Source organism: Pseudorhodoferax sp. Leaf265 (assembly GCF_001422365.1).
Lineage (GTDB): Bacteria > Pseudomonadota > Gammaproteobacteria > Burkholderiales > Burkholderiaceae_C > Pseudorhodoferax.
In genome coordinates this window covers 26,163-50,057 of the sequence record NZ_LMMT01000040.1, presented here as the reverse complement: position 1 = coordinate 50,057, position 23,895 = coordinate 26,163, and the positions used below count along the sequence as shown (strand labels likewise).

The following is a 23,895-nucleotide window of genomic DNA, read 5'->3' as shown; positions in this document are numbered from 1 at the left end:
AAGCGCCGTGCCGGCGTCGAATCGGTGAATGCCCTTGCCGCCCAGGCGGTGTAGGCTTGGTCCTGCATGGCGGGCCGCCCGGCGCCGACAACGGCAGCGGCCTGCCAGCGACGCTTGCGCGCCGCGGGCTGGCCTATGGTCTGCACTTTGCTGTGCGAAGCCGCACAAGAACCTACGATAACGAGGGCTTGCATGACCGTTTCCTCTCGTCTGGCCGACTTGGCCGTGCCGCATGCGCGCGAAGGGCTGTTCCAGCGCTTCGGATCCGTGCGCAGCCATTCGCTGGCCCTGGCCGCGCCGCTGTCAGCGGAAGACCAGTGCGTGCAGTCCATGCCCGACGCCAGCCCGACCAAGTGGCATCTCGCGCACACCAGCTGGTTCTTCGAGGCCGTGCTGCTGCAGCCGCTGTGGCCGGGCTACGCGGCGTTCGATGCGCGCTTCTTCTACCTGTTCAACTCGTACTACGAGGCGCTGGGCCCGCGCCATCCGCGGCCGCAGCGTGGCCTGCTCACGCGGCCCGGCGTCGACGAGGTGCTGGCCTACCGCCGCCATGTGGATGCGGCCGTCGAACGCTTCATCGCCGAGGCCGGTGCGCCGGCCTGGGCAGCGGCAGCGCCGCTGCTGGAGCTGGGCCTGCAGCACGAGCAGCAGCACCAGGAACTGCTGCTGACCGACGTGCTGCACGCGCTGTCGTGCAACCCGCTGCTGCCGGCCTATGCGCCGGCCGACGCCGCGCCGTTGCGGCTGGTGCGCGAACAGCCCGAGCCCTTGCGCTGGGTCCGCCGGCCAGAGGCCATTGTCGAAGTCGGCCACGACGGCACCGGCTTCGCCTTCGACAACGAGGGGCCGCGCCACCGCCGGCTGCTGCCCGCCTACGAGATCGCCGAGCGGCTCGTCAGCTGCGGCGACTACCTGCGCTTCATCGAAGACGGCGGCTACCGCCGCGCCGGCCTGTGGCTGTCCGACGGCTGGGGCCATGTGCAGGCGCAGGGCTGGCAGGCGCCGCCGTACTGGCTCGCGCCCGGTGACCCCCGCGCACCGTCCGACGACTGGCAGGTGTTCGGTCTGACCGGCGTGCAGGCACTGGACCCGGCGGCGCCTGTGATGCAACTGAGCTTCTACGAGGCCGCGGCCTATGCCGAATGGGCCGGCGCGCGGCTGCCGACCGAATTCGAATGGGAGGCGGCCCATGGCATGGACGGCCTGCGCGACATGGCAGGCAAGGTCTGGCAATGGACGCGCTCGTCCTACGAACCCTATCCGGGCTTCAAGCCGCTGGCCGGTGCCGTCGGCGAATACAACGGCAAGTTCATGGTCGGCCAGATCGTGCTGCGCGGCGCCAGCCTGGCGACGCCGGCCGGCCACGCGCGGCCCAGCTACCGCAACTTCTTTCCGCCGCACGCGCGCTGGCAGTTCTCGGGACTGCGGCTGGCGCGCGATCCGCAACCCGCCACGACCGCCACCCAGGAGAGCCGCGAATGAGCTTTGTCATGCAACCCCATCTGCATGTGGTGGACAACGCGCCCGAGCGCGACTTCCGCGCCGACATGCACGCCGCCTTGAGCGCGCCCCAGCGCAGCATCTCGCCCAAGTACTTCTACGACGCGCGCGGCTCGCAGCTGTTCGACGCGATCTGCGAACTGCGCGAGTACTACCCCACGCGCACCGAACTGGCGCTGTTGCGCCGCCATGCCGGCGAGATCGCCGCGCTGGCCGGGCGCGAGGCCGAGGTCGTGGAATTCGGCGCGGGCTCGCTGCGCAAGGTGCGGCTGCTGCTGGACGCGCTGGACAGCCCGGCCGGCTACGTGCCCATCGACATTTCGGGCGAGCACCTGGCGCAGGCCGCTGAGCAGTTGCGTGCCGACTACCCCGGCCTGGCCGTGCATCCCGTGGCGGCCGACTACACACAGCCGCTGCAGCTGCCCGCGGGCCCGCGCAAGGCCGGCATGCGGCTGGGCTTCTTCCCCGGCTCGACGATCGGCAACTTCGACCCCGAGCAGGCGCTGCGCTTCCTGCGCATGGCCGCGCGCGTGCTGCGCGGCGGCGCGTTGCTGCTGGGAGCCGACCTGGTCAAGGATCCGGCGGTGCTGCACGCGGCGTACAACGACGAGGCAGGCGTCACGGCCGCTTTCAACCTGAACCTGCTGGCGCGCGCCAACCGCGAGCTGGGCACGGACTTCGAGCTGGACGGTTTCGCGCACGGTGCCTTCTACAACAGCCCGCGCCGGCGCATCGAGATGCACCTGGTCAGCCGCCGCGCCCAGTGCGTGCGGCTCGATGACCGGACCTACCGGTTCGCCGAGGGCGAGACGCTGCACACCGAGAACTCGCACAAGTTCAGCGTCGACAGCCTGCGCGCACTGGCGGCCGAAGCCGGCTTCGCGGCCGGGCCGGTGTGGACCGACCCGAACCGGCTGTTCAGCCTGCACTGGCTGGCCGCTCCGGCATGATGGCGCTCTTCGAGAGGGAGTCACCGATGAAAGCAGTGTGGAATGGCAAGGTCGTCGCCGAAAGCGACGACCTGGTATTGGTCGAGGGCAACCATTACTTTCCGATGGACGCGCTTGACCGCACGTACGTCACCTACAGCAACCACAAGAGCACCTGCCCCTGGAAGGGCCAGGCCAGCTACTTTTCGCTGCTGGTCGATGGCGAGTTGAACCAGGACGCCGCCTGGTACTACGCCGATCCCAAGCCAGCGGCCGAGGAGATCAAGAACCGCGTCGCGTTCTGGAAGGGCGTGCAGATCGTGCAGTGAGCGGGATCGGCCGCCGCGCCGGTCACGCGCGCTGGGCGACGACGCGGTTGCGCGCAGGCGCTGCCTGCACCTCGGTCAGGACTGGGGGTCGAACATGAACACGCGCAGCTCCTGGCTGCAGCGGCAGGCCTGCGCGAGCCGGGCAGCCCAGTCGAGGGCCGCTGCGCGCGAGGGCAGTTCGAGCACGGCGAAACCGCCGTCCAGCGGCGGCGCCCAGGGAGCCGCCTTCGGCGACGCTGCCATCGGCCGCCACCAGCACGGGCGGGACGGCGGCGTCGATGCCACCGCCGAAGACGTAGACGCCGGCGGCCTTGGCCGCTTCGATCACGGCGTGCGAGTCGCGGTCCGCGGCCGCCAGGGCCGCGTCCGTCACGCGCATGGCGGCGCTCGGGAAGGAGATCAGGTACTTGGCCACGGTCGGCTCAATCAGGCCGGGCCTGCGCATCGCGGCGCAGCGTGGCCAGGCCGATGCCTGCGGCGTCGAAACCGCCGTCCACGGCCAGCAGTTGGCCGTTGACGTAGCTGGCCGCCGGGCTGCACAGGAAGCCCACGGCCTCGGCGATCTCCTCGGGCGTGCCGTAGCGCTCGAGCGGGATCACGTCGTGGTAGTCCTTGCGGATGGCCGGGCTGTGCACCTGCTTGGCCATCTCGGTGTCCACCGGGCCCGGGGCCACGCAGTTCACGCGGATGCCCTGGGTGCCCAGTTCGGTGGCCTGCTGCCGGGTCAGATGGATCAGCGCGGCCTTGCTCGTGCCATAGGCCACGCGCAGCGTGCTGGCGCGCAGGCCCGAGATCGAGGCGATGTTGACGATGGCGCCGCCACCGGCCGCCCGCATGTGCGGCACGCAGGCCTGGCTGCACAGGAAGGGGCCGTCCAGGTTCACGGCCAGCACGCGGCGCCAGTCGTCGAAGCCGGTCTCGCCGATCGGCTTGAAGATGGCGATGCCGGCGTTGTTGACGAGCGCGTCGACGCGGCCGAAGGCCTGAGCCACGCGGTCGACCGCGACCTGCACCTGGGCCGGATCGGACACGTCGCAGGGCAGGCCCAGCACCGCTTCTGGCGCTGCCAGCTCCGCGACGGTGCGCTGCAGTGCATCGGCCTCGATGTCCAGCAGCGCCACGCGCTGGCCGCGGGCAAGGAACCAGCGCGCCACGGCCAGGCCGATGCCGCGGGCGCCACCCGTGACGATGGCGACAGGGATGGAGGAGGGGGAGGTGGGCATGGTGTGTCTCGTGTTGTGGTGGCGGCGCTTATACCCCGCTGGCTTTAGAATGAGAACAAATCGCAACAACGCACCATGCACGCACCTGCCGTCACCCGCTCGCATCTGCTGGCGCGCATCGCCGCCGCCGCCCTGGGCGGCTATGCCTTCTCCTGGGGCCTGGTGGCGCTGGGCATGGCCGGCCTGTTCGCACTGGGCATGCCCTTCCACGACGCCGAACACCTGACCGCCATGCTGGCCATGCTGGTCTACCTCGTGGCCTTCCTGTGGGCCTTCGCGGCGCGCAGCCTGCCGCGCGTGTGGCTGGTGCTGGCCGGGGGCGGTGCGCTCATGGCGGGCGCGGCCTCGCTGCTGCAAACCGCGCTGCTGCGCTGAAAGGGCCGACGATGTTCCCGAACTTCCGCCTCGCCATGGCCTGGCTGCACACCTGGTTCGGCCTGGTGCTGGGCTTCGTGCTGATGGTCGTGTTCTTCTTCGGCGCGCTGTCGGTGTTCGACCGCGAGATCGACCGCTGGGCCATCCCGTCCTCGCGCTTCGCGCCGCAGCCCATGCCGTCGTACGACCGCATGCTGCGCCCGATCTTCGAGTCCATGCAGCCGACCGCCGAGGCCGTGGACCTGATGCGTGACCGCGTGAACGGCCCCATGCCCACGCGCTTCGACACCGTGCAGCGCCTGGGCGCCTACACCACGCACCGCGACCCGGTGCTGGGCATCTTCGCGGGCTTCGAAGTGCCCAACGCCAAGGACCCGGAGGAGCTGATCTGGGCCCTGCGCACCATCGACCCGCGCAACGGCGCCGCGCTGCCGGACGACCGGCTCAAGATCGGCAGCCAGTTCTTCTACCCGCTGCACTACAGCCTGAACCTGAACTGGATGCGCCTGGGCACCTGGATCGTCGGCTTCGCCGCGCTCATGATGCTGGCCGCGCTGGTCAGCGGCGTGGTGATGCACCGGAAGATCTTCCGCGAGTTCTTCACCTTCCGGCCCAAGAAGGCCACGCAGCGCAGCGCGCTGGATCTGCACAACATGACGGGCGTGGTGGCCTTGCCCTTCCACTTCTTCTTCGCGTTCACGGGGCTCGTGATCTTCGCGGGCGTGTACTTCCCGGTCGGCCACACGCAGCTGAACCCGTTGCACGAGCTGCACGAGAAGCTCGAGGCCGAGGAGACCGGCCTGCCGCACAAGCGCGCGGGCGTGGCCGCGCCGCTGGCCTCGGTCGACGCCATGGTCGCCGAGGCCCAGCGCCGCTGGCACGACAAGGGCATGGCCGGCGAGGTCGGTTTCCTCGCGCTGCAGCATGTGGGCGACGCCAACGGCTACGTCAGCGTCTACCGCGCCGGCACCGACCGCATCGCGCTGGTGGGCGAAGGCATCCACTTCAAGGCATCGACCGGCGAACTGCTGCGCGAGGACCCGCCGCAAAGCGCGGTGGACAGCGTCAACGAATTCCTGACCGGCCTGCACCTGCAGCACTTCCGCCACTGGCTGCTGCGCTGGTTCTACGTGCTGGGCGGGCTGGCCGGTTGTGTCTGCATCGCCACCGGCTTCGTGTTCTTCGTCGAGAAGCGCAAGAAGCAGCATGCCAGGCAGGGCATCCAGGGCGTGCGGCTGGTCGATGCGCTGGCCGTGGGCACGGTGACGGGGATGCTGGTGGCCGCGCTCGGCATGCTGATCGCCAACCGCCTGTTGCCCGACAGCCTGCCGGCCGGCTGGCCCGGCCGCGGCGACCTGGAGCGCTACGCCTTCTGGGCCAGCTGGGCGCTGGCGCTCGCGCATGCGCTGTGGCGCAGCGCGCCCGTGGCCCAGGGCCGCAGCAACCCGGCCTGGCGCGAGCAATGCCTGGCCGTGGCCGTGCTCGCGCCGCTGGCCGTGGCGCTGAACTGGCTGACGACGGGCGACCACCTCTGGAAGACGCTGGGCGCGGGCTATTGGCCCGTGGCTGGCGTGGACCTGTTCCTGCTGGCCAGCGCGGGCATGGCGGCGCTCGCTGCGGGCAAGCTGCGCCGCCGCGCCGCCGGGCAGGCGGCGACGCCGGGCCTGGCGCGGGAGACCGCCCATGCGTGATGCCTGGATGCTGGGCGCCGCCTTGCTGGCTGCTCTGGCCGGAATGGGCTGGCTGGCCCTGGCCATGGATGTGCACTGGGAACAAGCCGGCGGCGCCGCCATGCAGGCGCCCGCACGGCGGCTGCGCGTGCTGGGCACCCTGGCGCTGGCAGCTTCGCTCTGGCTGTGCCTGGCGGTGGACCATGCCTCGATGGCCGCACTGGTCTGGGTCATGGCGCTGGCGGCGGCCGCGCTGGCGGTGGCCATGGCGCTGAGCTGGCGGCCGCACTGGCTGCGGCTGCTGGTGCCGGGGGCGGCCAGGGCCTGAACCTGGTGGCACCATACGCACCTGGGCCCGGCGCGGGCCCGCTCTGGATTTCCGCATGACCACGCCTTCCTTCGTTCCTCCGCTGACCCCGCCCGACCAGGTGCTCGCCACCGTGCACCGCCAGGGCTACGCCGTGCTGGCCGCCACCACCGTGGCCGAGCTGGCCGGCTGCGCGCCTGAGGCGCTGCGCGTGCTGGAACCGTCCTGGTCCGACCTGCCGCCCGATGCCTACCTCAAGGACGGCGGCCGCTACCGCCGTCGCCGCCACGCCAGCTGCATCGCCGAGGCCGGCCAGCTGCAGGCCGTGCCGCACCGCGCGCACTGGCAGCCGGTGGCCTACAACGCACTGCACGGCGGCATGGAGCGCTGGTTCGAGCCCATGCTCCCGGGCGACCTCGCACAGCCGGCCTGGCAGCAACTGGTGCTGGGCCTGGCCGGCCTGTGCAGCCGGCTGCGCGGCGACGCACAGGCCCGCTGGTACGTGGAGGCGCACCAGTTCCGCATCGACACCACCGACGGCATCGGCCGGCCCACGCCCGAGGGTGCGCACCGCGACGGCGTGGACTTCGTGGCCGTGGTGCTGGTGAACCGCCAGGGCATCAAGGGCGGCGAGACGCGCGTGTTCGAGGCCGAAGGTCCCAACGGCCAGCGCTTCACGCTGACCGAGCCCTGGTCGCTGCTGTTCCTGGACGATGCGCGCGTGATCCACGAGTCCACGCCGATCCAGCCGGTGGAGGCGGGCGGGCACCGCGACACGCTGGTGCTGACCTTCCGCGCCAACGGCTTCCAGGACGCTTGAGAACCGGGGCGAGTGCGCCCCGGGTGCAGCGCCGCGCAGCGGCGTTCGTCAGTCCTGCGGCGCACCTGGCAACAGGCGCAGGCCGATGCGGCGCGTCAGTTCCTCATAGGAGATCGGCCGCTGCACCTCCGCGCCGGCGCTGTTCGGCAGCCAGTGCGCCCAGGCCCGGTTGCTGCCCGCGTCGTAGACCAGTTTGAACATGGCCTCGGGCACCCAGACCCGGCCCGGCCCGAGCCGCGCGGGCCGCGGGCCGAACACCGGGCCCGTGATGACGTAGACGTCGCCGCGGGCGCGGCGGACATACCGGCGCGTGTCCTGCTCGATGCGGTTCCAGGGGCCCTGGTTGGCGGCCGGCACCTGCGGCACCATGTTGGCCAGCGAGAAGCTCTGCGCGAAGCCCTGCGCACCGGTCATGTCGCCGGCCGGCACCACATGGCCGCGGTCCATGCGCTGTCCGTCGGGCAGCGCGGCGCGGTAGTCGTCCAAAGTGGCCCGTTCGGCGCGCGGCAGCCGGGCCTCCTCGTAGAAGGGGTTGCGGCCGCGCTTGCGCCTGGTGGCGTCCTCGAAATCGTGGCGGTTGAGCCGTTCCACGGCGTAGACCGGTGTCTTGCTCGTGGCCGAGTAGAGGATGGCGAAGCCGTCGAAGCACAAGGGCCGCGTTGCATGCGCATGGCCCTGCGGCAGTTGCGGCACATGGCGTTGCGGAAACAGGGCCAGGCAGCCCTCGAAGGCGGCTTCGGCCGGCAGGCTGGCCATGGCCAGCCAGGCGGCCGCGAAGCCGGCCCGCAGCAGCTGCCTCAAAGCACGAATCCGAAGGTGGCGGCCAGTGCGCCGAGGCCGGCGCTGCAGGCGGCCAAGGCCTTGGCATCGCGGTGGTTGCCGAGTGTGCGTTCGCGCCAGGCGGCGTGCAGCAGGAAGAGGGCGACGAGCCCGAGCAGGGCGGTGTAGGCGTTCATGGCGATCGGAGAAAAGCAGGGGCAAGGGCGCGCCCGCGGGCGGCCCCGTGCCTGGAGGGTTCGTGGGAAGGTTGCGCGCCATGGCCCACCGGCCGGCGCGCGGCGCATCACGCGGCCGGCGGCGGCGCGCGGGCGCGGTAGGCCGCAAGGACCAGCGCCGCGGCGCGGCCAGGCGCGGCCGGGGCCGGCTGGGCCTGCGGGCTTGTCGGATGCGGGGTCGGCGCGCCGGGGCCGACCAGCATGTCCTCGGCAGACGGAGTGGTCGTGCGCTGCACGCGCTGGTGTTCGACCAACGCGTCGGCGCGCTCGTGCCGTGCCGAGCCGTCGCGCCACTGCGCCGCCGCGCGCTCGCCCTGCGCCGCGGGCGCCACGGCCTGCTGCAGGCCCCCGAGCAGCAGCTGCAGCAGCAGCCACAGCCCCAGCGTGGTGCGTGCAGCGTTCATGCGCAGGCGGTCTGCCCTGGGCGGCGGTGCGAAAGCGGCGGCAGGATCAGGAACTCCGGTGGCACATGGCGGGCGCGATGGTAGGCGCAGCGGCACGGGGCTCCCCCAATTCCCCTGGAACATCCTCCAAATGGGGGACGCGCCGCCGCGCACCCCAACGCCGCGATCCGGGAAGCCGGGTTACAAGAGGTGCGCCGTCGGCCGGGTGGGGGCCCTTCCACGGCAGGGGAGGGATGCCATGCAGGTCGGAACGGTCGTGCGCCGCGCGCTGGATGCAGCGCCGCACCTGGACGGTGCCACGCCGCCCTGGGCGGAGGTGCTGGAGGGTCTGGGCGAGTTGCTGGGCGGCGACTCGGCCGCCTACCTCGCCTTCGACAGCACGCAGGGGTTGCAGGCCTTCGAGTTCCGGGGCGGCGATGGCGCAGCGCGACGCGACTATGCCGAGCACTACCACGCGCACGACATCATGAAGCCACCGGCGCGCGGGGCCGCGGCCGGCGTCTGGCTCGACAGCGCGCAGTGCTACCCGCAGGCCAGCCTGGAGCGCCATGTCTTCTATGCCGACTTCATGTGCAAGCACCGCCTGCGCCAGATCCTGGCGTTCATGACAGAGACATCGGCGACGCGGCTCAGCGCCATCAGCGTGCAACGCAGCCGCGTGGACGGGCGCATCGACGAGGTGCTGCACTCCGCACCCGTGCGCGCGCTGACGCAAGCCGTGGCGCAGGCGCTCGCACGCGAGCGTGCGCGCGCCGGCCAGGCCATCGCTGCCGTGGAGACGGCACTGGCCTCGTTCGGTGAAGCCGTGCTGCTGGTCACGCCAACCGGCGCGCCAGCGCATTCGCCGGGTCCAGCGGCGCTGGCATGGTTTGGCAGGCCTGGTGCCCTGGTGCCGCGCGCCGGGCGCCTGCAGCACCGCGATCCCGCCGTGCAGGCCAGCTGGCTGGCCGCGTTGCGCCAGGCGGCAGCCGGCCATGCCCAGACGCTGGCGCTGCCGGCCGGCCATGGCGCCGCGCACCGGCTCGCGCTGGCCGCCGCGCCGGCGCCGCTGTGCGGCAGCGGGGCTCTGGTGCTCGTGCGCATCGCGCCGGAGCGCCAGCGCAAGCCGCTGCAGACCGAGGTGTTGCGCCTGGCGTTCGGGCTCACGGTGGCCGAGGCCGGTGTGCTGGCCGCGCTGGTCGAGGGCCTCACGCCGACCGAGCATGCTGCGCGCCAGGGCGTGGCGATCAGCACCGTGCGCACGCAGATTGCGGTGCTGATGGCCAAGATGGGCTGCTCGCGCCAGGTCGACCTCGTGCGCAAGGCCTGCGCGCTGGCCTGAGCGTCAGTGGTCTTCGCGTGGCGCGGCGCCGTCGTCGCGCACGGCCCGCGCTTCCATGCCCAGCGGCAGCAGCTGGATGGTGGTGGACAGGCCTGGCACCTCGCGCATCAGCGCGGCCTCGATCTCGTCGCGCAAGGCCGCGGCGCGTGTCAGGCGCCAGTCGCCGGGCACATGCAGGTGCAGGTCGGCGAAGCGGCGGTGGCCGGCGCCGCGCGTGGCCACATGGTCGATGCGGATGGACGAGGCCTGCTCGCGCGCAGCGAAGCCGGCCAGCAGTGCCGCGATGCGGGCCGCGGTCTCGGGCTCGACCGCGCTGTCCATGAGGCCCTGCGAGGATTTCCAGACCAGGTGGCCGCCTTCGCGCAGGATGTTCAGCGCCACGGCGATGCCCAGCACCGGGTCCAGCCAGTGCCAGCCCGTGAGCGCCACGGCCACCAGGCCGACGAAGACACCGGCCGAGGTCCAGACATCGGTCATCAGGTGCCTCGCATCGGCCTCCAGCGCCACGGAGCGGTGCGCGCGGGCGCTGCGGAACAGCGCCCAGGCCAGCGCGCCGTTCAGCGCCGAACTGAGCACCGACAGCGCCAGGCCGATGTCCAGCTGCGCCAGCGGCTGTGGCTCCCGCAGCCGCAGCACCGAGGCCCAGACGATGGCCACGGCCGCGGCCATCACGAGCAGGCCTTCGAAGCCGGCCGAGAAGTACTCGGCCTTGTGGTGTCCGTAGGGGTGGCCGGCGTCGGCCGGCCGCCGCGCGATGCCGACCATCCAGAGCGCGAACAGCGCGCCGGCCAGGTTCACGAAGGACTCCATGGCATCGGACAGCAGGCCGATGGAGCCGGTCAGCGCCCAGGCCAGGGTCTTGAGCGCGATCGTGACGAGCGCGACGCCGGCCGAGATCTTGAGCAGGGTCTGCGCGGTGGGGCTGTTGGGCATCGGTGGATGGACGCTGCCGGGCAACGGTTCAGCCGCGCCCGTACAGCCGTGTCAGCGTGGCGAGCTGCTCGGCATGCGCGGGCCGCACCATGTCCCAGCCGAAGCGCCAGGCCCAGTGGCCCTCGCCCTCGCCGGGCAGGTTCATGCGGTGTTCGGTGGCCAGGCCCAGCACGTCCTGCAGCGGTGCGATGGCCGTGTCGGCCACGCTGGCCCAGGCCAGGCGCATCAGCGCCCAGTGGATGTTGGGCGTGAGCTGCTCCGGATCCTGGCCCATGTAGGCCGCGGCCTGGACGCGCTCGGCCGCGCTGGCGGTGGCCCACCAGCCGCGCGTGGTGTCGTTGTCGTGCGTGCCGGTGTAGACCACCGTCGCGGCCTCGTAGTGGTGGGGCAGGTAGGGGTTCTCGGCCTTGCCGTCGAAGGCGAACTGCAGCACGCGCATGCCGGGCAGGTCGGCGCCGCGGCGCAGCGCGTCCACGTCGGGCGTGATGATGCCCAGGTCTTCCGCAATGATGGGCAGCGGGCCCAGCGCCGCGGCAATGGCCTCGAACAGGGCCGGCCCGGGGCCGGGCACCCAGCGCCCGTGGATGGCCGTGGGCTCGCTGGCCGGGATTTCCCAGTGGGCTGCGAAGCCGCGGAAATGGTCGATGCGCACCACGTCCACGAGCGCGAAGGTGTGGCGGATGCGCGCCGTCCACCAGGCGTAGCCCTCGGCCGCGTGCGCGCTCCAGCGGTACAGCGGGTTGCCCCAGCGCTGGCCGGTGGCGCTGAAGTAGTCGGGCGGCACGCCGGCCACCACGCTCAGGCGGCCGTCGGCGTCGAGTTCGAACAGGTCTTGCCGGGCCCAGACCTCGGCGCTCTGCGGCGCGATGAAGATGGGCGCGTCGCCGACGATGGACACGCCCTTGGCATTGGCATAGGCCTTGAGGCTGCGCCATTGCACGAAGAACTGCCATTGCACGAAGCGCCAGAACGCGATGCGGCCGGCGTGTTGGGCGGCGGCCTCGGCCAGCGCGGCGGGCTGGCGGCGTGCCAGCGGCGCGGGCCAGTCGGCCCAGTCGCGGCCGGGGTGGGCTTCACTGAGCGCCATGAACAGCGCGTAGTCCTCCAGCCAGGCCGCGTGCTCGGCGCAGAAGGCCTCGTGTGCGGCGCGCTGGGCAGGCAGGGCGTCGCTGGCGAAGGCCTGCGCCGCCTGCGCGAGCAGTGCCATGCGCCAGGGCACCATGGCCGCGAAGTCGATGCGCAGTGCGTCGAAGGCGGGCGGCCGGGCCAGCGCCGCGCCGGACAGCCAGCCCTGGTCGGCCAGCGCCGCGAGGTCGACCAGCAGCACGTTGCCGGCGAAGGCCGAGGGGCTCATGTACGGCGAGTTGCCGGGACCCACGCCGCCGAGCGGCAGGATCTGCCAGAGCTTCTGGCCGGCCGTGGCCAGCCAGTCGACGAAGTGGTAGGCGGCGGGGCCGAGGTCGCCGGCGCCGTGCGGGCCGGGCAGGGAGGTGGGGTGCAGCAGGATGCCGCTGGCGCGGGGGAGTCGCATGGGAGATTCAATCGATCTTGATGTTCGCGCCTTCGGCGGCGAGCAATGAAAGGCTCAGCGCCGGCAGCGCGTAAGTCTGCTCGCCCTGGTCGTACCAGCGCGAACGGCCCTGGGGATGGGTGCTGTCCAGCCAGCAGCGCCACACGCCGGCGGGCAGCAGGAAGTCGGCGTCGGCCAGGCTGCCGTTGACCAGCAGCAGCAGCGGCGCCCTGGCGCGGCCCGGCTTGCCGATCAGGCAGCCCAGCACGCGCTGGCTGGCGTCCTGCCAGGCTGCGCCGGTCAGCAGGCTGCCGTCGGCCTGCAGCCAGGTCAGGTCGTGCAGGCCCAGCGGGTCCGACAGACCGCTGTACCAGTGGCTGCCGAAGGGCAGCGCCTGGCGGCGCAGGGCCAGCACGCGGGCGGCAAAGGCGGTGAGGTCGGCATCGGACTTCGACCAATCGATCCAGGTGGTGGGGTTGTCCTGGCAGTAAGGGTTGTTGTTGCCGCCCTGGCTATGGCCGAGCTCGTCGCCGGCCGCCAGCATGGGCGTGCCCTGGGCCAGCAGCGCAGTGGCCAGCAGCACCCGCTGCAGCTTGCCGCGCAGCGCCAGCACCTGCGGGTCGCTGCTCGGTCCTTCGGCACCGCAGTTGAAGCCCAGGTTGTGGCCATGGCCGTCGCGGTTGCTCTCGCCATTGGCCTCGTTGCGGCGTTGCTCATAGGTCAACAGGTCGGCCAGCGTGAAGCCGTCGTGCGAGACCACGTAGTTGACCGATTCGCCGGGCACGCGGTTGCGCGGCTGGTAGAGGTCGGAGGAGCCGCACAGGCGCAGCGCGAACGCGCCGCGGTCGGCGGCCGGGCGGCCTGCGGCGGCCTGGGTCCAGAAGCCGCGCATGCTGTCTCGGAACTTGTCGTTCCACTCGATCCAGCCGCGCGGGAAGTTGCCGACCTGGTAGCCGCCCGGGCCGATGTCCCAGGGCTCGGCGATCATCTTGACGCGCGAGAGCACCGGGTCCTGTGCGACGGCCGTGAAGAAGGGGCCGCTGCTTTCGAAGCCGTTGTCGCCACGGCCCAGCACGGGCGCGAGGTCGAAGCGAAAGCCATCGACGTGCATGTGCTCCACCCAGTAGCGCAGGCTGTCCATCACCAACTGCAGCACGCGCGGCTCGCGGATGTCCAGCGTGTTGCCGCAACCCGTGTGGTTCTCGTACAGGGCCTTGTGCTCGGGCGGCAGCCGGTAGTACAGCGCATTGTCCAGCCCGCGGAAGGACAGCGTGGGCCCGGTCTCGTCGGTCTCCGCCGTGTGGTTGTAGACCACGTCCAGCAGCACCTCGATGCCGGCCGCATGCAAGGCCGCCACCATGGCACGGAACTCGGCGCGCTGGGCCGCACCGCCCTGGCTGCTGGCCAGGCGCGGAGAGGGGCAGAAGAAGCCCAGCGTGTTGTAGCCCCAGTAGTTCGTGAGCCCCATGGTCACGAGCCGCTGTTCGTCGAGCGCGTAGTGCACGGGCAGCAGGCTCACGGCCGTGATGCCGAGCTGTTTCAAGTGTGCGATCGAGGCCGGATGCGCCAGGCCGGCATAGCTGCCGCGCAGCGCCTCGGGCACAGCCGCGTTGCGGGCCGAGAAGCCCTTGACGTGGACCTCGTACAGCACGCTGTCCACGAGCGGCGTGCGCGGCGGTTCGTCGCCGGCCCAGTCGTGGTCGTCGTGCACCACGCGGGCCTTGAGCGCATGGGCCGCGTTGTCGGCCTGGTCCATGTGCAGCGGATGGCGCAGGTCGGCGCCGAAGTGCTCGTCGCGCCAGGTGAAGTGGCCGACGATCTCGCGCGCGTAGGGGTCCAGCAGCAGCTTGAACGGATTGAAGCGGTGGCCGCGCTCGGGCCGCCAGGGGCCGTGCGCGCGCAAGCCGTAGACCAGGCCGGGCAGGGCGCCCGGCAGGTAGCCGTGCCAGACGTCGTTGCTGCGGCCGGGCAGGGCGACGCGCGCGGTCTCGTGCTGGCCCGTCTCGTCGTACAGGCACAGTTCGATGGCCTGGGCGTGCTCGGAGACGATCGCGAAGTTGACGCCTTTGCCGTCGAAATGCGCACCAAGTGGCCAGGGCTGGCCGGTTTGCAGGGCGTGGGTCCTCACGGCGTCCATTCCAGGAACACCGTCGACAGCGGCGGCAAGGTCAGCAGCACGGAATGCGTGCGTCCGTGCGAGGGGATCGGCTCGGTGCCCGCCACGCCCCATGGCGTGCCCGCATTGCTGCCGCCGTAGTGCACGGAATCGGTGTTGAGCCGTTCGTGCCAACGCCCCGGCCGCGGCACGCCCAGGCGCCAGTCGCGCCGCACCACGGGCGTGAGGTTGCACACCACGAGCATGGTCTGGCCCTCCTCGCGGCCATGGCGCGCGAAAGCGAAGATGCTGTGCTGCGAATCGTCGGCCTCGATCCATTCGAAGCCGGCAGGAAAGCTGTCCTGCGTGTGCAGGGCCGGATGGTGGCGCAGCACGCGGTTGAGGTCGCGCACCAGGGTCTGCACGCCGGCATGCAGGCCGTCGCCGAGCAGGTGCCAGTCCAGGCTGGCCTCGTGGTTCCACTCGCGCGCCTGGCCGAATTCGCAGCCCATGAACAGCAGCTTCTTGCCCGGGTGCGCCCACATGTAGCCGTACAGCGCGCGCAGGTTGGCGAACTGCTGCCAGCGGTCGCCCGGCATGCGCGTGAGCAGCGAGCCCTTGCCGTGCACCACCTCGTCGTGCGAGAAGGGCAGCACGAACTGCTCGCTGTAGGCGTACACCATGCTGAAGGTCAGCTCGTGGTGGTGGTGGCGCCGGTGCACGGGTTCGCGGCCGAAGTAACGCAGCGTGTCGTGCATCCAGCCCATGTTCCACTTGTAGTGAAAGCCCAGGCCGCCCGCGAAGGTCGGGCGCGAGACGCCCAGGAACGAGGTCGATTCCTCGGCCACGGTGGTGGCCTCGGGCCGCTCGGCGCCGACCACCTCGTTCATGCGCTTGAGGAAGTCGATGGCCTCCAGGTTCTCGCGGCCGCCATGGCGGTTGGGGATCCACTCGCCGTGCTTGCGGCTGTAGTCGCGGTAGAGCATGGAGGCCACGGCGTCCACGCGCAGGCCGTCCACGCCATGGCGCTCCAGCCAGTACAGCGCGTTGCCGACGAGGAAGTTGCGCACCTCGGTGCGGCCGAAGTTGTAGATCAGCGTGTTCCAGTCCTGGTGGAAGCCTTCGCGCGGGTCGCCATGCTCGTACAGCGCCGTGCCGTCGAAGCGGGCCAGGCCGTGCGCATCGCTGGGGAAGTGCGCGGGCACCCAGTCCAGCAGCACGCCCAGGCCGTGGGCGTGGGCCCTGGCGACGAAGCGCGTGAAGCCGGCCGCATCGCCGAAGCGCGCGGTCGGCGCGTACAGGCCGATCGGCTGGTAGCCCCAGGAGCCGTCGAACGGGTGCTCGCTGATGGGCAGCAGCTCCAGGTGGGTGAAGCCCATGTCCAGCGCGTAGGGGATCAGCTCGGCCGCCAGTTCGTCCCAATCGAGCCAGCGGTTGCCGTCCTCGGGCTTGCGGCGCCAGCTGGCCAGGTGCACCTCGTAGATGCTGATGGGCGCATCGACCGCGTTGGCGGCCTGGCGCTCGGCGCTCGCCGGCACCAGGGCCGGCAGTGTGGCGACCTGGCTGGCGGTCTCGGGGCGCAGTTGCGCGGCCAGCGCGTAGGGGTCGGACTTGAGCGGCAGCAGTCGGCCGTGGGCGTCTTCCAGCTCGTACTTGTAGAGCGCGCCGGGGCCCACGCCCGGCACGAAAGCTTCCCACAGGCCGGCGCTGGGCCGCGCCTGCATGGGGTGCGTGCGGCCGTCCCAGGCGTTGAAGTCGCCGACCACGCTCACGCGCCGCGCGTTCGGCGCCCAGACCGCGAAGCGCGTGCCCGTCGTGCCCCGGTGCGTGAACGCGTGCGCGCCCAGCACCTCGTAGGGCCGCAGGTGCGTGCCCTCGGCCAGCAGCCACAGGTCGGTATCGGAGATCAGGAAGTCGTTCTGTGCTGGGCTGGGGGCGGATGGGGTCATGGTTTCGGTTCGATGCGCCAGATCTGGCGGGCGTACTCCCGGATCGTACGGTCAGACGAGAACACCCCCATGCCGGCCACGTTGGCGATGGCGCGCTGGCACCAGGCCGCCGGCTCGCGGTACAGCGCGTCGACCTCGCGCTGCGTGGCGACGTAGCTGGCGTAGTCGGCCAGCAGCATGTAGTGGTCGCCGCCCCACAGCAGCGCGTCGACGAGGCCGCGGTAGCGGCCAGGCTCCTCGGGCGAGAACTGGCCGCCTGTGATCGCGTCCAGCACGGCCTTGAGGTCCGGCTGGCCCTCGTAGTGGCGCATGGGCTGGTAGCCGCTCGCGCGCAGGGCCTGCACCTCGGGCGTCTTCAGGCCGAAGATGAAGATGTTGGCGTCGCCCACGGCCTCGCGGATCTCGATGTTGGCGCCGTCGTCGGTGCCGATGGTCAGCGCGCCGTTGAGCGCCAGCTTCATGTTGCCGGTGCCCGAGGCCTCGGTGCCGGCGGTGGAAATCTGCTCGGAGAGGTCGGCACCCGGCATGATGGTCTCGGCCACGGAGACGCCGTAGTTCGGGATGAACACCAGCTTGAGCAGGTCGCCCACGCGCGGGTCGTTGTTGATCACGCGGCCGGCGTCGTGGATCAGCCGGATGATGTTCTTGGCCATGTGGTAGCTGGACGCGGCCTTGCCCGCGAACAGCACCACGCGCGGCACCCAGCCCTGGCCGTCCGGGCCCTTGGGGTTGGCCAGGATGGCCTGGTAGCGGCCGATCACGTGCAGCACGTTGAGCAGCTGGCGCTTGTACTCGTGGATGCGCTTGACCTGCACGTCGAACAGCGCGTCGGGGTTGACCTGCACGCCGGTCGTGCGCGCGATCAGGGCGGCCAGGCGTGCCTTGTTGGCGCGCTTGACCTCCATGAACTCGGCCCGCACCTCGGGGTTGCCGGCCAGCGGCGCAAGCTTGTGCAGTTCGTCCAGGTCGCGCCGCCAGCCATGGCCGATGTGGCGGTCCAGCAGGCTGGACAGCCCCGGATTGGCCTGCGACAGCCAGCGCCGCGGCGTGACGCCGTTGGTCATGTTGGTGAAGCGCTCCGGCCACAGCGCGGCGAAGTCCGCGAAGATGGTCTGCACCAGCAGGTCGGAGTGCAGCTTGGACACGCCATTGACCTTGTGGCTGCCGACGATGGACAGGTTGGCCATGCGCACGCGGCGCTCGCCGGCCTCGTCGATCAGCGACAGCCGCGACAAAAAGCCGTTGTCGCCGGGGCGGAACTGCGCTGCGAAATCCAGAAACTCCTTGTTGATGCGGAAGATGATCTCCAGGTGCCGTGGCAGCACATGCTGCATGAGGCCCACGGGCCAGGTCTCCAGCGCCTCGGGCATCAGCGTGTGGTTGGTGTAGCTGAAGGTGCGGCGGCAGATGGCCCAGGCCGGCGTCCAGTCCATGCCGTGTTCGTCGCAGAGCACGCGCATGAGTTCGGCCACCCCGATGGCCGGGTGCGTGTCGTTCAGGTGGATGGCTACCTGGTCGGCCAGGTTGGACAGCGTGCCGTGCTCGTCCAGGTGGCGCTTGACCATGTCCTGGATGGACGCGGCGACGAAGAAGTACTCCTGCTTCAGGCGCAGCTCACGGCCCGCCGGCGTGCTGTCGTTGGGGTAGAGCACCCAGGAGATGTTCTCGTACTCGTTCTTGGCCGTGGCGGCGCGCTGGTAGTCGCCGGTGTTGAAGGCGTTCAGGTCGATGTGCGCGGGCGCGGTCGCCTTCCACAGCCGCAGCGTGCTGACCTTCTTGGTGCCGTGGCCCGGGATCACCATGTCGTAGGCCTTGGCCGCGACCTCGGCGGCCGGGCGCCAGATGGCCTTGCCGTCCACATGTTCGACCCAGCCGCCGAAACGCACCGGGTAGCTCAGCTCCCAGCGCGGGAACTCCCAGGGCGTACCGTCCTTGAGCCAGGGGTCCGGGTGCTCGACCTGGGCGCCGTTCTGGATCTCCTGGGCGAACATGCCGTACTCGTAGCGGATGCCGTAGCCGAAGGACGGCAGGCCCAGCGAGGCCATGGAATCGAGGAAGCAGGCCGCCAGCCGGCCCAGGCCCCCGTTGCCCAGCGCGGCATCGGGTTCGTGGTCGGCAACCTCTTCCATGGCCTTGGCGTGGGCGCCCAGGGCCTCGGCGGCGCCGTCGTTCTGGCCCAGCGCGGCCAGCGCGTTGGACAGCGTGCGGCCGATCAAAAACTCCATCGACAGGTAGTACACGCGCCGTGCGCGCGCCCCGCGGTCGGCCGCCTGGGTCTGCACCCAGCGCTGCGACAGCTCGGCCCGAGCGGCCTGCGAGACCGCGTGCATCAGTTCGGTGGAACTGGCGGCTGCGGGGGCCACGCCCACGGTGTGCAGCAGGTGTTCCTCGGTGCGGGCGGCGAAGCTGTGGCTGGAGGGTGTTGGGCTCATGGCGTTCCTTTTCTTGTTCCGTGCGCGGTGGCGGATGAGGCAGACGCGGACTAGCAGGGTCCATGCCAGACAAGGGCTGATTTCTTGCATGGCACGCCGGTATGCAGCGCGACTGCGGCTATCCTAGACGTTCAACGTAACCAATTTGTGAGTGAACGTGATGGCCGCAGTAGAACGCATGAAATCCCTGGACCTGGCCCAGCAGCTCGACCTGCCCAAGCGGGCCGTTGCCCTGGTCCTGGCAGGCGGCCGCGGCAGCCGCCTCATGAACCTCACGGACCGGCGCGCCAAACCGGCCGTCTACTTCGGCGGCAAGTTCCGCATCGTCGACTTCGCCCTGTCGAACTGCCTGAACTCGGGCATCCGCCGCATCGGCGTGATCACGCAGTACAAGAGCCACAGCCTGCTGCGCCACGTGCAGCGCGGCTGGGGGTTCCTGAAGACCGAGATGAACGAGTTCGTCGACCTGATGCCCGCGCAGCAGCGCGTGGACGAGGAAAGCTGGTACCGCGGCACGGCCGATGCCGTCTACCAGAACCAGGACATCCTGGCCAGCTACAAGCCCGACTACATCGTGGTGCTGGCCGGCGACCACATCTACAAGATGAACTACGCCATCATGCTGGCCGACCATGTGGCCAAGGGCCGCGACTGCACGGTGGGCTGCATCGCCGTGCCGCGCGCCGAGGCCTCGGCCTTCGGCGTGATGGCGGTGGACGAGAACAGCATGATCACGGACTTCCTGGAAAAGCCCGCCGATCCGCCGCCGATGCCGGGCCGGCCCGACATGGCGCTGGCCAGCATGGGCATCTATGTGTTCAACGCGCGCTTCCTCTACAAGGAGCTCGAGCGCGACATGAACGACCCCGATTCCAGCCACGACTTCGGCAAGGACATCATCCCGCGCGCGGTGAAGAACGCCCAGGCCGCGGCCCACCCGTTCGAGCTGTCGTGCGTGAACATGCGCGTGGGCGAGGAGGCCTACTGGCGCGACGTGGGCACGATCGATGCCTACTGGGATGCCAACATCGACCTCACCGCGACCGACCCGCAGCTCAACATGTACGACACGCGCTGGCCGATCTGGACCTACCAGTCGCAGCTGCCGCCGGCCAAGTTCGTGCACAACGCGGACGACCGGCGCGGCATGGCGGTGGAGTCGCTGGTGTCGGGCGGCTGCATCGTGTCGGGCAGCGTGCTGCGCTCGGTGCTGTTCTCCAGCGTGCGCGTGAACTCCTATTCCAGCGTCGCCTGGTCGGTGTTGCTGCCGGGCGTGCAGATCGGCCGGCATGCGCGCATCACGCGCGCCATCATTGACCGGGGCGTGTCCATCCCCGACGGCATGGTCATCGGCGAGGACGCCCAGGCGGATGCCACACGCTTTTACCGCAGCCCCAACGGCATCGTGCTGGTGACCCAACCCATGCTGGACAAGCTCGGTTCATGAAGGTTCTGCAGGTTGCAGCGGAGGTCTATCCGCTGGTCAAGACGGGCGGCCTGGCCGATGTGGTCGGTGCGCTGCCGCAGGCGCTCGCGGCACAGGGCGCCGAGGTGCGGCTGCTGCTGCCCGGCCTGCCGGCGGTGCTGCGCGGCGTCCAGGGCCTGGCCGAGGTGTGCGCGCTGGGGCCGGTGTTCGGCGCGGGGCGCGTGCGGCTGCTGCGCGGGCAGCTGGCCGGTGTGCAGGCGGCCTATGTCGTCGACGCACCCTACCTGTACGACCGGCCGGGCAACCCTTACCTGGGCCCCGACGGCCTGGAATGGGCCGACAACCTGCAACGCTTCGCCCTGCTGGGCTGGGTGGCCGCACACGTGGCAGCCGGCGAGCTCGACCCGGATTGGAAGCCGCAGCTCATGCACGCGCACGACTGGCATGCCGCCATGTCCTGCGCCTACCTGGCGGCCCGGCCCGTGCGCGACGTGGCCACGGTGTTCACGGTGCACAACCTGGCCTTCCACGGCCTGTTCGAACCGACCGATTTCTTCCTGCTCGGCTTGCCGGGGCGCTTCATGGCGCCCTCGGCGCTGGAGTTCCACGGGCATTTCTCGTTCATCAAGGCAGGCCTGAAGTTCGCGACGCGCGTGACCACGGTCAGCCCGACCTATGCGCGCGAGATCCGCACGCCGGAGTACGGCAGTGGGCTGGACGGCGTGATCCGCGCACGCGGCAACGAGGTCTCCGGCATCCTGAACGGCGTCGACCCGGCGGTCTGGGACCCTGCAGCCGATGCCGAGCTGCCCGCGCGCTACGGCGCCGCCGACCTGGCCGGCAAGGCCCGTTGCAAGGCCCAGCTGCAGCAGGCGCTGGGCCTGGCGCCGGAGGCCGAGGCGCCGCTGTTCGGCGTGGTCAGCCGGCTGACTTCGCAGAAGGGCCTGGACCTCGTGCTGGAGGCCTTGCCCGACCTGCTGGCCCAGGGCGCGCAGGTCGCGGTGCAGGGCTCGGGCGATGCCGCACTGGAAGGCGCGTTCCGCCAGGCCATGGCCCAGCACCCGGGACGCGTGGCCGTGCGGCTGGGCTACGACGAGGCGTTCGCGCACCAGCTCATCGCGGGATCGGACGCCATGCTGGTGCCCTCGCGCTTCGAACCCTGCGGCCTGACGCAGCTCTATGCGCTGCGCTACGGCACCGTGCCCATCGTGCGCCGCGTGGGCGGCCTGGCCGACACGGTGGTCGACGCCAACGAGGACACGCTGGCGCGCGACGTGGCCACCGGATTCCAGTTCGGCCCGGCCACGGCCGACGCGCTGGGCCGCACGCTGCAGCGCGCCGTGCTGGCTTACCGCCGGCCGGCGCTGTGGCAGCAGCTGGTGCGGCGCGGCATGGCGCAGGATTTCTCTTGGGAGCCGGTGGCGCAGCAATACCTAGCGCTCTACAAGGAAGCCATCGCGGCACTGTGACCGTGCTGTCGGCGCTGGCCATCGCCAACTACCGCTCGCTGCGCCGGCTGGTGCTGCCGCTGGGGAAGTTGACGCTGGTGACCGGGCCCAACGGCAGCGGCAAGTCCAGCGTCTACCGCGCGCTGCGGCTGCTGGCCGCCGTGGCCCAGGGCGGCGTGGTGCGTGCGCTGACGCGCGAGGGTGGTCTCGCGTCCACGCTGTGGGCCGGGCCCGAGCAGTTCTCGGCCGCGATGCGGCGCGGCGAGGCACCCGTGCAGGGCACCAGGCGCAACGGCCCGGTGTCGCTGCAGCTGGGCTTCGGGTCCGACGCGGCAGACGGCTATGGCTATGCGATCGACATCGGCCTGCCGATCCCACGCAGCACCTCGGTGTTCAACCACGACCCCGAGATCAAGCGCGAGGCGGTCTGGAACGGTCCTTTCATGCGGCCGGCATCGCTGCTGGTCGAACGCCGCGGCGCCGCGCTGCGCATCCGCAGGGACGGGCAGGGGGGCGGCTGGGAAGGCGTGGCCCGCCCGATCCCGGCCTTCGCCAGCATGATGACCGAGTACGCCGAGCCGCGTGCCGCGCCCGAGATGCTGAGCCTGCGCGAGCAGATCCGCGGCTGGCGCTTCTACGACCACTTCCGCAGCGACGCCGATGCACCCGCGCGCGTGCCGCAGCTGGGCACCACGACGACCGTGCTCGGCGACGACGGCAGCGACCTGGCCGCGGCCTGGCAGACCATCCGCGAGATCGGCGACCACGCGGCGCTGGACGCGGCTGTCGAGGATGCCTTCCCGGGTGCGCGCGTGCAGGTCGAGGTTTTGGGCGAGCGCTTCGCGCTGCGCATGCACCAGCATGGTTTGCTGCGGCCGCTGGACGCTGCCGAACTGTCCGACGGCACGCTGCGCTACCTGCTCTGGATCGCTGCGCTGCTGACGCCGCGGCCGCCGGCCCTGCTGGTGCTGAACGAGCCGGAGACCAGCCTGCACCCGGATCTGCTGCCCGCGCTGGGCCGGCTCATCGCGCAGGCGGCGCGCGCCTCGCAGGTCATCGTGGTCACGCACGCGCCACGGCTGCTGGCCGCGCTGGATGGTGCGGTGGCGGGCACGCAGCGGCTGGCGCTGCACAAACCGCTCGGCGAAACGCAGCTGAGCGGGCTGGAGATGGACCAGATCCCGCGCTGGGAGTGGCTGGCGCGTTGAAGCCCAGCGGCGCCGTCAGCCGGCGGCCGCACCCCCGTCCCGCGCCACCCGCGCGGGGAAGCCTTCCAGCAACCAGTCCATGAACACGCGCAGCCGGTGCGTCACATGCCGGCTCTGCGGGTAGACGAGGTGAAAGGGGTAGGGCGCGGGCCGCCAGGGCCGCAGGATCTCGACCAGCGAACCGTCGCGCAGGGCCGCCTCGGCCGCGTAGCCGAAGGTCTGGACGATGCCCAGGCCGGCCACGCCGGCGGCCAGGTGCGCATTGCTCTCGTTGACACCGACGCGGTGCTCGACCTTGATCTCGCTCTTCTCGCCGTCACGCGTGAAGCGGAACGGCATGGCGCGGCCGGTCTGGCTGGACACATAGCTCACCAGCCGGTGGCCGTTCTTGAGCTCCTCCGGATAGGCCGGCGTGCCGTACTGCCGCAGGTACAGCGGCGCGGCACAGGTGATCAGCACGGCTTCGCCCAGACGGCGTGCGACCAGCGACGAGCTGTCCAGCGGACCGCCGCGGATGACGCAGTCCACGTTGTCGCCCACCAGGTCCACCGCGCGGTCGGAGACGCCCAGGTCCACGCGGATCTCCGGATAGCGCGCCATGAAGTCCGGCAGCAGCGGGATCAGCACGTCGCGGGCGGTCGACCCGCCCACATCCACGCGCAGGTGGCCGCGCGGCTTGCCTTGCGCGAGCTTGAACGAGGCGTCGATGTCTTCCAGGTCGCGCAGGATGCGCGTGCTCTTGGCGTGGTAGTCCTGGCCCTCCGGCGTGACCGTGAGGCGGCGCGTGGTGCGTTGCAGCAGGCGCACGCCCAGATGGGCCTCCAGCTCCTGCACCTGCTTGCTGACGGTGGCGATCGGCATGTCCAGGGAGTCGGCCGCCCGCGTGAAGCTACCCGCTTCCACCACGCGCACGAAGGCGTGCATTGCCAGCAATTGGTCCATTCCTGTGGGCTCTGATTTTCTACGGTTGTGGATAGTAATTCCATTGATCTCTCTTTTTCGCAGAAAGGCCAGTGCCCAG

General features: G+C 71.0%; 22 protein-coding genes. 11 read left to right on the top strand and 11 right to left on the bottom strand.

From position 1 onward, the window contains the following. Positions 1–192 precede the first annotated feature (192 nt). The 3 genes from egtB (at position 193) to ASF45_RS31645 (ending at position 2,758) form a co-directional block, all read left to right on the top strand. On the top strand, positions 193–1,482 hold the full coding sequence (gene egtB / locus ASF45_RS31655) for an ergothioneine biosynthesis protein EgtB (RefSeq protein WP_056673065.1): 1,290 nt from the start codon (positions 193–195) through the stop codon (positions 1,480–1,482). Between the two features lie 65 nt (positions 1,483–1,547). Next, positions 1,548–2,450, top strand: a complete 903-nt coding sequence (gene egtD, locus ASF45_RS31650; protein ID WP_082551424.1) for an L-histidine N(alpha)-methyltransferase — start codon at positions 1,548–1,550, stop codon at positions 2,448–2,450. 26 nt (positions 2,451–2,476) lie between these two features. After that, the gene (locus tag ASF45_RS31645; RefSeq protein ID WP_056673059.1) at positions 2,477–2,758 is read left to right on the top strand and encodes a DUF427 domain-containing protein; all 282 of its coding nucleotides are present in this window, start codon (positions 2,477–2,479) and stop codon (positions 2,756–2,758) included. 22 nt (positions 2,759–2,780) lie between these two features. Here the strand turns inward: ASF45_RS31645 and ASF45_RS31640 are convergent, their stop codons facing one another. Next, positions 2,781–3,173: a hypothetical protein gene (locus ASF45_RS31640; RefSeq protein WP_369802199.1), complete on the bottom strand. Its 393-nt coding sequence runs from the start codon at positions 3,171–3,173 to the stop codon at positions 2,781–2,783. Positions 3,174–3,180: 7 nt separating this feature from the next. Continuing rightward, positions 3,181–3,981 (bottom strand): SDR family NAD(P)-dependent oxidoreductase, encoded by an 801-nt coding sequence (locus tag ASF45_RS31635; RefSeq protein ID WP_056673056.1) that lies wholly within the window; start codon positions 3,979–3,981, stop codon positions 3,181–3,183. A gap of 75 nt (positions 3,982–4,056) precedes the next feature. Here ASF45_RS31635 and ASF45_RS31630 point away from each other — a divergent pair, with 75 nt between their 5' ends. Genes ASF45_RS31630 through ASF45_RS31615 form a run of 4 tightly spaced genes read left to right on the top strand, consistent with a single transcriptional unit; the run spans position 4,057 to position 7,153 of the window. Continuing rightward, positions 4,057–4,356: a hypothetical protein gene (locus tag ASF45_RS31630; RefSeq protein WP_056673053.1), complete on the top strand. Its 300-nt coding sequence runs from the start codon at positions 4,057–4,059 to the stop codon at positions 4,354–4,356. Positions 4,357–4,367: 11 nt separating this feature from the next. Next, positions 4,368–6,047, top strand: a complete 1,680-nt coding sequence (locus ASF45_RS31625; protein ID WP_056673050.1) for a PepSY domain-containing protein — start codon at positions 4,368–4,370, stop codon at positions 6,045–6,047. Beyond that, the gene (locus tag ASF45_RS31620; protein WP_056673047.1) at positions 6,040–6,354 is read left to right on the top strand and encodes a DUF3325 domain-containing protein; all 315 of its coding nucleotides are present in this window, start codon (positions 6,040–6,042) and stop codon (positions 6,352–6,354) included. The genes ASF45_RS31625 and ASF45_RS31620 overlap by 8 nt, the downstream gene beginning before the upstream one ends. A gap of 55 nt (positions 6,355–6,409) precedes the next feature. Then, positions 6,410–7,153: a 2OG-Fe dioxygenase family protein gene (locus ASF45_RS31615; RefSeq protein WP_056673044.1), complete on the top strand. Its 744-nt coding sequence runs from the start codon at positions 6,410–6,412 to the stop codon at positions 7,151–7,153. A gap of 48 nt (positions 7,154–7,201) precedes the next feature. On the opposite strand, the gene ASF45_RS31610 is transcribed toward ASF45_RS31615, so the two are convergent. The 3 genes from ASF45_RS31610 to ASF45_RS35925 form a co-directional block, all read right to left on the bottom strand. Beyond that, complete coding sequence (locus ASF45_RS31610) at positions 7,202–7,954, bottom strand: DNA/RNA non-specific endonuclease (protein WP_056673041.1); 753 nt, start codon at positions 7,952–7,954, stop codon at positions 7,202–7,204. Further along, positions 7,951–8,109: a hypothetical protein gene (locus tag ASF45_RS35715; protein ID WP_156473252.1), complete on the bottom strand. Its 159-nt coding sequence runs from the start codon at positions 8,107–8,109 to the stop codon at positions 7,951–7,953. The genes ASF45_RS31610 and ASF45_RS35715 overlap by 4 nt, the downstream gene beginning before the upstream one ends. 107 nt (positions 8,110–8,216) lie before the next feature. Beyond that, a complete protein-coding gene (locus ASF45_RS35925) occupies positions 8,217–8,552 on the bottom strand; it encodes a hypothetical protein (protein ID WP_056673038.1) in 336 nt (111 codons plus the stop codon). A gap of 238 nt (positions 8,553–8,790) precedes the next feature. On the opposite strand from ASF45_RS35925, the gene ASF45_RS31600 reads away from it, so the two are divergent. Next, positions 8,791–9,873, top strand: coding sequence for a helix-turn-helix transcriptional regulator (locus ASF45_RS31600; RefSeq protein ID WP_056673034.1), 1,083 nt, complete (start codon positions 8,791–8,793; stop codon positions 9,871–9,873). A 3-nt stretch (positions 9,874–9,876) separates the two neighbouring features. Here the strand turns inward: ASF45_RS31600 and ASF45_RS31595 are convergent, their stop codons facing one another. From ASF45_RS31595 to ASF45_RS31575, 5 genes are read right to left on the bottom strand one after another with little or no spacing between them, the layout of a single operon-like run. Continuing rightward, the gene (locus ASF45_RS31595; RefSeq protein WP_056673031.1) at positions 9,877–10,806 is read right to left on the bottom strand and encodes a cation diffusion facilitator family transporter; all 930 of its coding nucleotides are present in this window, start codon (positions 10,804–10,806) and stop codon (positions 9,877–9,879) included. A 28-nt stretch (positions 10,807–10,834) separates the two neighbouring features. Continuing rightward, positions 10,835–12,337, bottom strand: a complete 1,503-nt coding sequence (malQ, locus tag ASF45_RS31590; protein ID WP_056673028.1) for a 4-alpha-glucanotransferase — start codon at positions 12,335–12,337, stop codon at positions 10,835–10,837. 7 nt (positions 12,338–12,344) lie between these two features. Then, the gene (gene glgX / locus ASF45_RS31585; RefSeq protein ID WP_056673025.1) at positions 12,345–14,453 is read right to left on the bottom strand and encodes a glycogen debranching protein GlgX; all 2,109 of its coding nucleotides are present in this window, start codon (positions 14,451–14,453) and stop codon (positions 12,345–12,347) included. Continuing rightward, on the bottom strand, positions 14,441–16,360 hold the full coding sequence (gene glgB / locus ASF45_RS31580; RefSeq protein WP_082551391.1) for a 1,4-alpha-glucan branching protein GlgB: 1,920 nt from the start codon (positions 16,358–16,360) through the stop codon (positions 14,441–14,443). The genes glgX and glgB overlap by 13 nt, the downstream gene beginning before the upstream one ends. Next, positions 16,357–18,792, bottom strand: coding sequence for a glycogen/starch/alpha-glucan phosphorylase (locus tag ASF45_RS31575; RefSeq protein ID WP_056673022.1), 2,436 nt, complete (start codon positions 18,790–18,792; stop codon positions 16,357–16,359). Before ASF45_RS31575 ends, glgB begins: the two co-directional genes overlap by 4 nt. Positions 18,793–18,970: 178 nt before the next feature. Here ASF45_RS31575 and glgC point away from each other — a divergent pair, with 178 nt between their 5' ends. From glgC to ASF45_RS31560, 3 genes are read left to right on the top strand one after another with little or no spacing between them, the layout of a single operon-like run. Continuing rightward, positions 18,971–20,239, top strand: a complete 1,269-nt coding sequence (glgC, locus tag ASF45_RS31570; protein ID WP_056673019.1) for a glucose-1-phosphate adenylyltransferase — start codon at positions 18,971–18,973, stop codon at positions 20,237–20,239. Then, positions 20,236–21,687 (top strand): glycogen synthase GlgA, encoded by a 1,452-nt coding sequence (gene glgA, locus ASF45_RS31565; protein ID WP_056673015.1) that lies wholly within the window; start codon positions 20,236–20,238, stop codon positions 21,685–21,687. The genes glgC and glgA overlap by 4 nt, the downstream gene beginning before the upstream one ends. 2 nt (positions 21,688–21,689) lie before the next feature. Beyond that, positions 21,690–22,874 carry an AAA family ATPase gene (locus ASF45_RS31560; protein ID WP_056674350.1) on the top strand — a complete coding sequence of 395 codons (1,185 nt, stop codon included), beginning with the start codon at positions 21,690–21,692 and terminating at the stop codon, positions 22,872–22,874. 15 nt (positions 22,875–22,889) lie between these two features. Here ASF45_RS31560 and ASF45_RS31555 read toward each other — a convergent pair whose 3' ends face one another. Next, complete coding sequence (locus ASF45_RS31555; RefSeq protein WP_056673013.1) at positions 22,890–23,816, bottom strand: LysR family transcriptional regulator; 927 nt, start codon at positions 23,814–23,816, stop codon at positions 22,890–22,892. Between the last annotated feature and the right edge of the window lie 79 nt (positions 23,817–23,895).

Coding starts and splice junctions, on each gene's coding strand:
- egtB (WP_056673065.1), top strand. CDS start 193: ATGACCGTTTCCTCTCGTCTGGCCGACTTGGCCGTGCCGCATGCGCGC.
- egtD (WP_082551424.1), top strand. CDS start 1,548: ATGCACGCCGCCTTGAGCGCGCCCCAGCGCAGCATCTCGCCCAAGTAC.
- ASF45_RS31645 (WP_056673059.1), top strand. CDS start 2,477: ATGAAAGCAGTGTGGAATGGCAAGGTCGTCGCCGAAAGCGACGACCTG.
- ASF45_RS31635 (WP_056673056.1), bottom strand. CDS start 3,981: ATGCCCACCTCCCCCTCCTCCATCCCTGTCGCCATCGTCACGGGTGGC.
- ASF45_RS31630 (WP_056673053.1), top strand. CDS start 4,057: ATGCACGCACCTGCCGTCACCCGCTCGCATCTGCTGGCGCGCATCGCC.
- ASF45_RS31625 (WP_056673050.1), top strand. CDS start 4,368: ATGTTCCCGAACTTCCGCCTCGCCATGGCCTGGCTGCACACCTGGTTC.
- ASF45_RS31620 (WP_056673047.1), top strand. CDS start 6,040: ATGCGTGATGCCTGGATGCTGGGCGCCGCCTTGCTGGCTGCTCTGGCC.
- ASF45_RS31615 (WP_056673044.1), top strand. CDS start 6,410: ATGACCACGCCTTCCTTCGTTCCTCCGCTGACCCCGCCCGACCAGGTG.
- ASF45_RS35715 (WP_156473252.1), bottom strand. CDS start 8,109: ATGAACGCCTACACCGCCCTGCTCGGGCTCGTCGCCCTCTTCCTGCTG.
- ASF45_RS35925 (WP_056673038.1), bottom strand. CDS start 8,552: ATGAACGCTGCACGCACCACGCTGGGGCTGTGGCTGCTGCTGCAGCTG.
- ASF45_RS31600 (WP_056673034.1), top strand. CDS start 8,791: ATGCAGGTCGGAACGGTCGTGCGCCGCGCGCTGGATGCAGCGCCGCAC.
- ASF45_RS31595 (WP_056673031.1), bottom strand. CDS start 10,806: ATGCCCAACAGCCCCACCGCGCAGACCCTGCTCAAGATCTCGGCCGGC.
- malQ (WP_056673028.1), bottom strand. CDS start 12,337: ATGCGACTCCCCCGCGCCAGCGGCATCCTGCTGCACCCCACCTCCCTG.
- glgX (WP_056673025.1), bottom strand. CDS start 14,453: ATGGACGCCGTGAGGACCCACGCCCTGCAAACCGGCCAGCCCTGGCCA.
- glgB (WP_082551391.1), bottom strand. CDS start 16,360: ATGACCCCATCCGCCCCCAGCCCAGCACAGAACGACTTCCTGATCTCC.
- ASF45_RS31575 (WP_056673022.1), bottom strand. CDS start 18,792: ATGAGCCCAACACCCTCCAGCCACAGCTTCGCCGCCCGCACCGAGGAA.
- glgC (WP_056673019.1), top strand. CDS start 18,971: ATGAAATCCCTGGACCTGGCCCAGCAGCTCGACCTGCCCAAGCGGGCC.
- glgA (WP_056673015.1), top strand. CDS start 20,236: ATGAAGGTTCTGCAGGTTGCAGCGGAGGTCTATCCGCTGGTCAAGACG.
- ASF45_RS31555 (WP_056673013.1), bottom strand. CDS start 23,816: ATGGACCAATTGCTGGCAATGCACGCCTTCGTGCGCGTGGTGGAAGCG.